The following is an 11,206-nucleotide window of genomic DNA, read 5'->3' as shown; positions in this document are numbered from 1 at the left end:
TGGAGCATTGCCGATGGAGCAAAACGTTTTTTTTCTGCCCCATGAAGGTCTGAAGCTCGCTGAGTTGGCAGAGTTTCTTGGGGCAGGACTCGCCAATCCCGATCATGCCGATGTCATCGTCAGATCTGTGGCTCCCCTCAACCGGGCCCGGGCAGGCGATGTTTGCTATATCCTGTCGCGCCGCAGCCGCGATGAGCTGGCAACATGCGAAGCCTCGGCGGTGATCTGCGACAAGGCGCTCGTCGATCTTATCCCCGAGCACATTCCGGTCATTCTGTCGTCCAATCCGCACGCAGCCTTTGCGATGGCGGGCGGTCTGTTTTATCCCGCTGCCTTGCGCCCGGTCGTCTTTTCCAGTGAAAGCGAGATCGCGCCAAGTGCTGTGATCGATCCGAGCGCCAAGCTCGAAAAAGGTGTGATCGTCGAGCCGATGGCCGTCATCGGTGCGCATGCCGAGATCGGCGAGGGGACGCGCATCGGTGCGCACAGCATCATCGGCCCGGGCGTCAAGATCGGCCGGGATTGTTCGATTGCGGCCGGCGCGAGCATTCTCTGCGCGCTGATCGGCAATGGCGTCATCATCCACAACGGCGCCCGCATCGGCCAGGATGGTTTCGGCTATGCCCCGGGCCCGCGCGGTATGATCAAGATCGTCCAGATCGGCCGGGTGATCATCCAGGACAATGTCGAGATTGGCGCCAACACCACGATCGATCGCGGCGCCATGGACGATACGGTGATCGGCGAAGGCACCAAAATCGACAACCAGGTCCAGATCGGCCACAACGTTCAGATCGGCCGCCACTGTGCCGTCGTCGCCCAGGTCGGCATCGCCGGCAGCACAAAGATCGGCAATGGCGTGCAGATCGGCGGCCAGGTCGGCATCAAGGGGCATGTGACGATCGGTGACGGCGTGCAGATCGCCGCCAAAAGCGGTATCATGACCGACCTTGCCGCCGGCGGGCAATATGGCGGCGTACCCGCGCGCCCGCTAAAAGACTATCTGAGAGAGGCTGCGCAGCTGATGTCCAAGACCAAGCAGCGCGAGAGTAAACCTGGAGGCAAGCAAAATGACTGAGGAAGCCACGACAACGCTTTCTTCGGCTGACATCATCGAGATCATGAAGCTGCTGCCGCATCGTTACCCCTTCCTCTTGGTCGACAAGATCATCGAGATCGACGGCGACAACAGCGCGATCGGCATCAAGAACGTCACGGCGAACGAACCGCATTTCACCGGCCATTTTCCGGAAGCTCCGATCATGCCGGGCGTTCTCCTGATCGAAGGCATGGCTCAGACTGCGGGCGCGATCTGTGCCAAGAAGGAAGGCCAGCCGGGCAACCTCGTCTATTTCATGACCATCGAGAATGCGCGCTTCCGCAAGCCCGTCGTGCCCGGCGATCGCGTTGAATTCCATGTCAAGAAACACAAGCAGCGCGGCAATATCTGGAAATTCCATTGCGACGCCAAGGTTGACGGCGCGCTTGTCGCCGAGGCCGATATCGGCGCGATGATCGTTCGTAAGGATCAGGCATGAGCAATATCGCCGAAAGCGCCCTTATTCATCCGATGGCCGCCGTCGAAGACGGTGCCGTTATCGGTGAGGGCGTCAAGATCGGTCCCTTCTGCCATGTCGGGTCGCACGTCGTCCTGCATGCGAATGTCGAGCTTTTGTCGCATGCGGTCGTTACCGGCCGCACCGTGATCGGCAAGGGCACGCGCATCTTCCCGATGGCCGTCATCGGCGGCGATCCGCAGAGCGTGCATCACGGCGGTGAGGAGACGACGCTGACGGTCGGCGCCAACTGCACGATCCGCGAAGGCGTGACGATGAATACCGGCACCTCCGACTTCGGTGGCCAGACGATCGTCGGCGACAACAACCTCTTCCTCGCCAATTCCCACGTTGCGCATGACTGCCGCGTCGGCAATCACGTGATCATGTCGAACAACGTAATGCTCGCCGGCCACGTCGTCATCGAGGATCGTGTCATTCTGGGCGGCGGTTCTGCCGTTCACCAGTTCACCCGTGTCGGCCGTCAGGCCTTCGTCGGCGGGCTCTCGGCGGTCAGTTACGACGTCATTCCCTACGGCATGCTGAACGGCAATCCCGGGCTGCTGAGCGGCCTCAACGTCGTCGGCATGACGCGCGCCGGCATCGACCGCGCCGTCATTCACCGGGTGCGTCGCGCCTACAAGGCGATCTTTGAAGGAACGGGCTCCGTCCGCGAAAACGCCGCCGCCATCCGCGACGAATATGCCGATTGCGAGCAGGTGGTCCACATTCTCGACTTCATCGCCGCCGATAGCGACCGCGCCTTGTCCTCGCCGACCCGGGGGCAGAAGGGCTAGCCCGTGACATTTTCCGGCGAAACCGCTGCGGGCCGGCTGGCGATTATCGCCGGCGGCGGTCTTCTGCCTTCCTATGTCGCCGAAGCCGCGCGCGCCGCCGGCGAAAATCCGGTCATCGTCGCGCTGAAGGACGAAAGCGACCGGCGTTGGGAAGGCTATGACCACGCTGTCATCGGTATCGGCGATTTCGCCGCCCTCGATGGGTTGCTCAACCGGTATGGCATTGGCCGTGTCGTGATGTCGGGCAGTGTGCGCCGCCGCCCGGAATGGCGCGAGGTGCGCCCGACGCTGCGCATCCTGATGAAAGTGCCGGCCGCCATCCGCACCTTGCTGTCCGGCGGCGACGATACGGTTCTGCAGATGGTGATCCGCCTGATCGAGGGAAACGGCCGCCGCGTCGTTGGCGCCCATGAAATCGCCCCCGACCTGCTTGCCTCCGTCGGCCCGCTTGGTGCTGTGGCGCCCGGCGAGGACGACCGGCGTGATATCAGCCGTGCTGGCGAAGCCGCCGAAATGCTCGGCCGGCTCGATGTCGGGCAGGGCGCCGTCAGCATCGGCGGGCGTGTCGTCGCGCTGGAGGGTCTTGAAGGCACGGATGAGATGCTGGACCGCGTGACGGGTCTCAGAGCCGCCGGACGCATCTCGCCACGCCGCCGCGGCGCACTCGTCAAGCTCTGCAAGCCGCAGCAGGATATCCGCGCCGATCTGCCGGCGATCGGCGTATCCACGGTGCTGAACGCGAGGAAAGCCGGCCTTGCCGGTGTCGCCGTTGAGGCCGGCCGTTCACTGGTGCTCGATCGCGCCGCCGTCATCAAGGCCGCCGACGAGGCCGGGCTTTTCGTCTGCGGCATCGATCGCGGCCTGCCGGCATGGGGGCTTGTATGAACGGGGCGCCGCTGAAGATCGCCGTCATTGCCGGTGAGGTGTCGGGGGATCTGCTCGGCGCCGATCTCATCGCCGCCCTGAAACGGATTCATAGCGGACCGGTGGAACTGGTCGGCGTCGGCGGCGAGGCGCTGCAAGCAGAAGGCCTGAGATCGCTGTTCGATTTCTCCGAGTTGTCGATCATGGGCATCACCCAGGTGCTGAGCCGGCTGCCAAAACTCTATACCCTGATCCGCCGGACGACGGCTGAAATCATCGCCGCAAGGCCGGACATTCTTCTCATCATCGACAGCCCGGATTTCACCCATCGCGTTGCAAAGCGCGTCCGCACCGCGCTGCCCGATCTGCCTGTTGTCAATTATGTCTGTCCGAGCGTTTGGGCCTGGAAGGAATATCGCGCCACGCGCATGCTCGGCTATGTCGATCATGTGCTCGCCGTCCTGCCCTTCGAGCCGGAAGTGATGCGCACGCTCGGCGGCCCGGAGACGACTTATGTCGGCCATCGCCTGATTGCCGATCCGGCATTGCTCGAGGCGCGGCGGCTGCGCGCCGGCAGGCAGCCCGGCAACGGCCCGATCCTTCTTCTTCCCGGTTCGCGTTCATCCGAGATCAAGAATCTCGTGCCCTATTTCGAGGCCGCAGCGAAGGAGCTTGTTGCCCGCAATGGGCCGATGCGCTTCATTCTGCCGACGGTGACGCACAAGGAGGCGCTTGTCCGCGAAATGACGGCGGGGTGGGCGGTAAAACCGGAGATCGTCGTCGGCGCGGAAGCGAAATGGAAAGCCTTCTCCGAAGCCGATGCAGCCATGGCGGCGTCCGGAACTGTCATTCTTGAGCTGGCGCTTGCCGATGTGCCCGTCGTCTCCGCCTACAAGGTCGACTGGATCATGCGGTTGCTGACATCAAGCATCAAGACCTGGACAGGCGCGCTGCCAAACCTGATCGCCGATTACGCGGTCGTGCCGGAATATCTCAACGATATCGTTCGCGGCGCCAGTCTCGCCCGCTGGATGGAAAGGCTGTCGGCCGACACCTACCAGCTGAAGGCGATGAAGGAAGGCTATGACCTTATCTGGCAGCGCATGCAGACCGAAAAGCCGCCCGGCGAGCATGCCGCCAAGATCCTTCTCGATGTCCTGAAAAAGAAAAAACCCGGCCGTTTCTGACCGGGTTTTCTTTTAGGCTTTGAAGCGATCAGCGCTTCGAAACCGGGATATAGTCGCGCTTGGGTTCGCCGACATAGAGCTGGCGCGGACGGCCGATGCGCTGTTCCGGATCCTCGATCATCTCGTTCCACTGTGCGATCCAGCCGACCGTGCGGGCGAGCGCGAAGAGCACGGTGAACATGGTCGTGGGGAAGCCCAGCGCCTTCAGAGTGATGCCGGAATAGAAGTCGATATTCGGATAGAGCTTCTTCTCGATGAAATATTCGTCGGTGAGCGCGATGCGCTCCAGCTCCATCGCCACTTCGAGCAACGGGTCGTCCTTGATGCCGAGTTCGCCCAGCACTTCATGCGTCGTCTTCTGCATGATCTTGGCGCGCGGATCATAGTTCTTGTAGACGCGGTGGCCGAAGCCCATCAGGCGGAACGGGTCGTTCTTGTCCTTGGCGCGGGCGATATATTCCGGGATGTGGTCGACTGTGCCGATTTCGTTCAGCATGTTGAGCGCTGCTTCGTTGGCGCCGCCATGTGCGGGCCCCCAGAGGCAGGCGATGCCGGCCGCGATGCAGGCGAACGGGTTGGCGCCCGACGAACCGGCGAGACGGACGGTCGAGGTCGAAGCGTTCTGCTCGTGATCGGCATGCAGGATGAAGATGCGGTCCATGGCGCGAGCAAGCACCGGATTGACCACATATTCCTCGCAAGGCACGGCAAAGCACATGCGCAGGAAGTTCGACGCATAGTCGAGGTCGTTCTTCGGATAAACGAAGGGCTGGCCGATATGGTATTTGTAGGCCATGGCGGCGAGCGTCGGCATCTTGGCGATCATACGCAGGCTGGCGACCATGCGCTGGTGCGGATCGGTGATGTCTGTGGAGTCGTGATAGAAGGCCGACAGCGCGCCGACGCAGCCGCACATGACGGCCATCGGATGCGCATCGCGGCGGAAGCCGGTGAAGAAGCGGCTCATCTGCTCATGCACCATGGTGTGGTGCGTGACGCGATAATCGAAATCCTTCTTCTGCGCGGTGGTCGGCAGTTCGCCGTAGAGAAGCAGGTAGCAGACTTCCAGGAAGTCGCCATGCTCGGCGAGCTGCTCGATCGGATAGCCGCGATGCAGCAGAACACCTTCGTCGCCGTCGATGTAGGTGATTTTCGATTCACAGGATGCGGTCGAGGTAAAACCCGGATCGTACGTGAAGGAAGCCGTGTTCTTGTAGAGGGCACCGATATCGATGACGCTCGGGCCGATCGTGCCGCTCTTGACGGCAAGGTCGACAGATTTGTCACCGATTTTTATTGTAGCGCTTTGATCCGTCATGCTGATCCTCCGAAATGGCGGTGGCGCCTTAAAAGCGCCATAGGGGTTAAGCGTCCTCACCGATAGCTATATGATCGCGAAGCTAATGCCAAGTTACCGTGACGGCATTTTGTGCATTGCGGTATCACCTTTTAGGCACTGCAGCGATGAGCCGCGTGCATATCGGAAGCTGATGATTCGACTGGCCTTTTGGCACTCGCGATTTTCCCTCATATTTCAATCGATTATTCTTGCCGGATTTGATGGGAGGTTGCATTCTGGCCGCCTTGGCGGTTGAGCTTGGGCGGCGCATGCAGGAATTGACGACAGTCGAATTGCGGCCGGAAGCAGGCGCCGGCCTTGCCGATACCTCCGGTTTTTCTCCCCCTGCCGTGGTGTCGCGGCCGGCAAGGACGCAGTCGGCGACACCGTTGCGCCATCGCCTGCCGGCTTTGGCCTCGCAATCGCTGCGTGCCGGCAGGCGCATGCTGGGCGAGGAGGCGGATCATGGCCGCCTGCTGCTATTCTCGCCGGTCTTCCTCGGCGCCGGATCAGCCTTCTGGTTTCTTGGAGCATCGGATTTTCCGGTCATTGCACCGCTGCTCTGCCTGTTGGTGCTGACGACCGCGGTTCTGATCGCCAGCCGTATGCGGGCGGCATTGCGGACCGTCCTGCTGGCGCTTGCACTTGTGGCCGGTGGCATGGTCTCGGCGGAGTTCGAAAGCTGGCGGGCTTCGACCGTGATCCTCGACTCCGCCGTGACGACGACGGTGACCGGCCGTGTCGAACGGCGCGAAGGCGATGGTCGCGGCCGGTGGCGCTACATTCTGGCCGTCACCGGCACCGAGGTGCCGCAGGTGAAGCGGCCGCCGGAACGGATAACCGCGATCGCCCGCGGCGCCGACGCGCCTTTCGAGATCGGTGACATCATCACCGGCAGGGCTCGGCTGACACCGCCGTCAGGCCCAGCACTTCCACAGCTCAACGACTTCTCCTTCGGGGCCTATTTCGATGGCATCGGCGCCAATGGTTTCTTCTACGGCGCGCCGACGAAAGTCGATTTGCAGGCAGGCCCGCAGGCTGCCAGATCGACGGCGGAAACCCTGCTCGAATGGCTTTACCGGCTGCGCAGCGGCATCGGCGACCGCATCCGATCGATTCTGCCCGGCGACACCGGCGCTTTTGCCGCTGCTCTGGTGACGGACGAACGGCGCGCCATCTCGAATGCGACCACGGAGGCGCTGCGCCAGTCCGGTCTGGCGCATATCATCGCCATCTCAGGACTCAACATGGCGCTGTCGGCCGGCATCTTCTTCGTCGGCTTCCGGATGCTGCTCAGCCTCTTTCCCGGCGTCGCCCAGGCCTATCCGACGAAGAAGATCGCCGCCGCCGGCGCGCTCATCGCCGTCACGGCCTATTTCCTGATCTCCGGCTTCGCGGTCTCGGCCGAGCGCGCCTTCATCATGATGGCGATCATGCTGATTGCCGTCTTCTTCGACCGGCCGTCGATCAGCCTGCGCAATGTCGCTCTCTCCGCGCTCGTCATCCTCGCCATTTCGCCGTCCGAGGTCCTGGGTCCGAGCTTCCAGATGTCCTTTGCCGCAACCTTGGCGCTCGTGTCGGGCTATCAGCTGTGGAAGGATCGGCGCGTCCGCGAGAATGCCTTCCTGAAGCTGCCGATCGTCAGGCCTTTCGTCGCGGTTGCGGGGTTCTTCGGCGGTGTCTTCCTGACCTCGCTGATCGGCGGTTTCTCCACCGCACTGTTTTCGATCGAGCATTTTCATCGCCTGACCGCCTACGGCCTGCCGGCAAACCTCGCGACGATGCCGATCATCTCCTTCATCATCATGCCGGCCGGGTTGCTGGCGATGCTGCTCATGCCTTTCGGTCTGGACGTTTTGCCTTGGAAGATTGTCGGATTCGGCCTCGATCTGGTGATCGCCGTCGCCAAGACCGTGTCCGGCTGGGGTGGCGACATCGGCATCGGCCGCTTGCCCGCCTGGTATTTCGCGGTCGCCGTGGCAGGCTTCCTGCTGCTGACGCTACTCCGCACTCGGCTGCGCCATATGGGCACGTCGATCATATCAGTCGCAACGCTCATCCTGCTGGTTCTGCCGGTTCCCCGGCCGCCGGATCTGGTGATTTCGGAAGATGGCAGTCTCGTCGCGGTCGTCGAGGCGGCGGCAATGGCCTCCAACCGTGAAAACCCGCCGGATTTCATCTTCGACCAATGGCAGCGCGCGCTCGTCCTGCCGGCGCATGACCCGCCGAAGATGCTGGATGGTCCTGCTGTCCCGCCAGCGGGAGAGGACCGCCGCGTCAAGCTTTCCCGCGATCAGCAGAACGAAGCGAGGGCGGCGATGCGGGCGGCCGCAGCCGGCGGTGACGCAAACCGCTTTTCCTGTGTCAAGAAGGCCTGGTGCATATCAAGGCTTGGCAACGGTCATGTGGTCGCCGTCATCGACAATGCCGCCTATCTCGCTCCGGCCTGCGATGCGGCCGATATCGTGGTAACGTCGGTCCGCCTGCGTTTCAACAGCTGCCGCTCAGGCGCGACGCTCTTCACCGGCGAGACGTTGCGCCGGACCGGTTCCGTCGAGCTGCGCTTCGCCGAGGCCGGCATGGAGGTCACAACCGCATTCGATGATCTGTGGCGGCCATGGATCCGCCATCGCGCCTATGACTGGCGCAGCAACAGCTTTGTCGAAACCGGCCTGCAGGGTGTCAGTGATAGCGGCGAATAAGGCCGACGAGTTTGCCCTGCACCTTGACGCGGTCTGGCCCGAAGATCCGGGTCTCGTAAGCCGGGTTGGCCGCTTCCAGCGCGATCGAGGCGCCCTTGCGGCGGAAGCGTTTGAGCGTCGCTTCTTCGTCGTCGACGAGAGCAACGACGATGTCGCCAGGGCTTGCGGTGCTGCCATTGCGGATGATCACGGTGTCGCCGTCGAAAATGCCGGCGTCGATCATCGAATCACCCTTGACCTCCAGCGCGTAGTGTTCACCGGAGCCGAGCATATCGGCCGGAACGACGATGTCGTGGGTGTTGTTCTGGATTGCCGAGATCGGAACGCCGGCGGCGATCCGGCCCATGACCGGCACGGAGACTGAGTTGCCATTGTCGGCGACGGGTTTTGCAGGAGCGGGAGTGGCGACCGGCTGGGGCTTGCCCAGGCTGCCCTCAATGACGCTCGGCGAAAAGCCGCGCCGGGGCTGGATGCTGGGGCTATAGGCCTCCGGAAGCTTGATGACCTCGAGTGCGCGGGCCCGGTTCGGTAGGCGGCGAATGAAGCCACGCTCCTCGAGCGCAGTAATCAGCCGGTGAATCCCGGACTTCGAAGCGAGATCCAGGGCGTCCTTCATTTCGTCGAAAGACGGCGGAACGCCGGATTCCTTCATGCGCTCATGAATGAAGAGGAGAAGCTCCTGTTGTTTGCGCGTGAGCATCGACGTTGTGACCTCGTGATTGAAACAAATCCAGAACAGACACTATATGTTCCATATGTGTTCCGCAAGTAGCTAAATTTCCGTAAAACTTGGCGCCAACTCGTTGAGATTTTTATTTTCATTCGCCGGATTGGCCGACAAGTCTTGCCTTGCGCGGCACTGTCGCACATCTCTGCCGTGTGAGGAGAGGGGATACCATGAACGAGCATTCCGCCAAACCACGCCCGCTGGATCATGTCGTGCTGCCGGTCGTCAATATCGATCTGGCGCGCGAGAGGCTCGGCAAGCTGGGCTTTACCGTTGCCGCCGATGCGCGTCATCCCTTCGGAACGGAGAATGCCTGCGTCTTTTTTGCCGATAAGACCTATCTGGAGCCGCTCGGGATTGCGAGCGTTAGGGAAAGTGAAGCATCGGCGCGGCAAGGCAATGTCTTCACCGCCCGCAACCGCGCCTTCCGATTCCGCTGCGGCGAGGAAGGGCTTTCGGCGGTGGCCTTCGGCAGCGAGGATGCCGATATCGATCATCGGAATTTCGTCGGCGACGGAGCGAGCGCCGGCGAGATGCTGGCGTTCAGCCGGCCGATGACGATGCCGGATGGTTCTGAGAGCATTGCCGGCTTCAGGCTGGCCTTTGCCGGCGACCTGCGCGCGCCCGATCTCTTTCTCTTCACCGTCGAGCGCGTCAATCCGCTGCCGGCCGACCGCGGCGCGCTGGAGGCGCATGCCAATGGCGTCACCGGCATTGCCGAGGTGGTGTTTTGCGCGCCCGATGCGGCTGCCTTCGCCGCCTTCGTCAGTCTTGCCAGCGCGCAATCGGCAGTCGAGAACACCGGTTTCGGCGTCAAGATCGCGGCGTCGAATGTGAAAATCAGCCTGATGACGCCGGAGGGTTTGGAGGCCTATTTCGAGGTCGCCGTCCCATCCGCCGACCGCGGCCTGCGCGGCCGGGCGATTCTCTTCGCTGTCGCCGATCTTGCCGTGACAGAAGCGCATTTGGCTGCTAACGGGGTGACATATACGCGCAAGAACAATCGCATTCTGGTGAAGCCCGCGCCCGGGCAGGGCACGCTTTTCGCCTTCGAGGAAACACGATGAGCACAGATACGAATTCCCAAGTCAAGATCGGCGAGGGCCAGGGCCAGGTCACCTTTTCCAACACCGGCCGCCTGTCGCTGATTGCCGGCCCTTGCCAGATGGAGAGCCGCGACCACGCCTTCATGGTGGCCGGCACGCTGAAGGAGCTTTGCGGAAAGCTCGGCATCGGCCTCGTATACAAGAGCTCCTTCGACAAGGCGAACCGCACTTCGCTTTCGGCCGAACGCGGCATCGGCATTGAAAAGGGCATGGAGATCTTTGCCGACCTCAAGAAGGAATTCGGCTTTCCCGTCCTGACCGACGTTCATACCGCCGAACAATGCGCCGAGGTGGCAAAGACCGTCGATGTCCTGCAGATCCCGGCCTTCCTTTGCCGCCAGACCGATCTTCTCATCGCCGCCGCCAAGACCGGCCGCGTCGTCAATGTCAAGAAGGGCCAGTTCCTCGCTCCCTGGGATATGAAAAACGTCCTGAAGAAGCTCAACGCCAGCGGCAATCCGAACGTGCTGCTGTGCGAGCGCGGCGCCTCCTTTGGCTACAACACGCTGGTTTCCGACATGCGTTCGCTGCCGATCATGGCGTCGATGGGTGCTCCCGTTGTTTTCGACGCGACCCATTCCGTGGCGCAGCCGGGCGGGCAGGGCGATTCCTCGGGCGGCCAGCGGGAATTCGTGGAAACGCTGGCGCGCGCAGCGGTGGCGACCGGCATTGCCGGCGTCTTCCTCGAAACCCATCAGGACCCCGACAATGCGCCTTCCGACGGACCGAACATGGTCTATCTCAAGGACATGCCGCGGCTCCTCGAAAAGCTGCTTGCCTTCGATGCGGTCGCCAAGGCCTGATTACCCAGCTTGACGTTCAACAGTCTGACACGATCGCGCTATAAGCATGTCGCGCAAAACCAAAGAGCAAGGCGCGGACCAAGCGAATGTTAGAGATCGCGACGCGCTTTCGCCCACATCGGAAC

At 62.3% G+C, this 11,206-nt stretch carries 10 protein-coding genes; 8 read left to right on the top strand and 2 right to left on the bottom strand.

Features of this window, described 5'->3' with window-relative positions:
• Positions 1-13 precede the first annotated feature (13 nt).
• The 5 genes from lpxD to lpxB are packed head-to-tail and all read left to right on the top strand — an operon-like array spanning position 14 to position 4,404.
• The gene (gene lpxD / locus ACMUVN_RS07510; RefSeq protein ID WP_414814976.1) at positions 14-1,078 is read left to right on the top strand and encodes a UDP-3-O-(3-hydroxymyristoyl)glucosamine N-acyltransferase; all 1,065 of its coding nucleotides are present in this window, start codon (positions 14-16) and stop codon (positions 1,076-1,078) included.
• Positions 1,071-1,538 (top strand): 3-hydroxyacyl-ACP dehydratase FabZ, encoded by a 468-nt coding sequence (gene fabZ / locus ACMUVN_RS07505; RefSeq protein WP_047614969.1) that lies wholly within the window; start codon positions 1,071-1,073, stop codon positions 1,536-1,538. Before lpxD ends, fabZ begins: the two co-directional genes overlap by 8 nt.
• Entirely contained in the window at positions 1,535-2,353 is an 819-nt protein-coding gene (lpxA, locus tag ACMUVN_RS07500) for an acyl-ACP--UDP-N-acetylglucosamine O-acyltransferase (protein WP_047614971.1), read from the top strand. The genes fabZ and lpxA overlap by 4 nt, the downstream gene beginning before the upstream one ends.
• Before the next feature lie 3 nt (positions 2,354-2,356).
• Entirely contained in the window at positions 2,357-3,238 is an 882-nt protein-coding gene (locus ACMUVN_RS07495) for an LpxI family protein (protein ID WP_063475508.1), read from the top strand.
• Positions 3,235-4,404, top strand: coding sequence for a lipid-A-disaccharide synthase (lpxB, locus tag ACMUVN_RS07490; RefSeq protein ID WP_414814975.1), 1,170 nt, complete (start codon positions 3,235-3,237; stop codon positions 4,402-4,404). Before ACMUVN_RS07495 ends, lpxB begins: the two co-directional genes overlap by 4 nt.
• A gap of 28 nt (positions 4,405-4,432) precedes the next feature.
• Here the strand turns inward: lpxB and gltA are convergent, their stop codons facing one another.
• Positions 4,433-5,722, bottom strand: coding sequence for a citrate synthase (gltA, locus tag ACMUVN_RS07485; RefSeq protein ID WP_047614976.1), 1,290 nt, complete (start codon positions 5,720-5,722; stop codon positions 4,433-4,435).
• Positions 5,723-6,012: 290 nt separating this feature from the next.
• Here gltA and ACMUVN_RS07480 point away from each other — a divergent pair, with 290 nt between their 5' ends.
• Positions 6,013-8,445 (top strand): ComEC/Rec2 family competence protein, encoded by a 2,433-nt coding sequence (locus ACMUVN_RS07480; RefSeq protein WP_414814974.1) that lies wholly within the window; start codon positions 6,013-6,015, stop codon positions 8,443-8,445.
• Here the strand turns inward: ACMUVN_RS07480 and lexA are convergent.
• Positions 8,426-9,145 (bottom strand): transcriptional repressor LexA, encoded by a 720-nt coding sequence (gene lexA / locus ACMUVN_RS07475; protein WP_003539306.1) that lies wholly within the window; start codon positions 9,143-9,145, stop codon positions 8,426-8,428. The genes ACMUVN_RS07480 and lexA overlap by 20 nt on opposite strands.
• 197 nt (positions 9,146-9,342) lie before the next feature.
• On the opposite strand from lexA, the gene ACMUVN_RS07470 reads away from it, so the two are divergent.
• Positions 9,343-10,239, top strand: a complete 897-nt coding sequence (locus ACMUVN_RS07470; RefSeq protein WP_414814973.1) for a VOC family protein — start codon at positions 9,343-9,345, stop codon at positions 10,237-10,239.
• Entirely contained in the window at positions 10,236-11,081 is an 846-nt protein-coding gene (kdsA, locus tag ACMUVN_RS07465; protein WP_063475512.1) for a 3-deoxy-8-phosphooctulonate synthase, read from the top strand. The genes ACMUVN_RS07470 and kdsA overlap by 4 nt, the downstream gene beginning before the upstream one ends.
• The last annotated feature ends 125 nt before the right edge of the window (positions 11,082-11,206 follow it).

This window comes from Rhizobium sp. IY2 (assembly GCF_047532935.1).
Classification (GTDB): Bacteria; Pseudomonadota; Alphaproteobacteria; order Rhizobiales; family Rhizobiaceae; genus Rhizobium; species Rhizobium anhuiense.
Note: the sequence above shows the minus strand (reverse complement) of the source record. Positions and strands in the feature narration are given on the sequence as shown.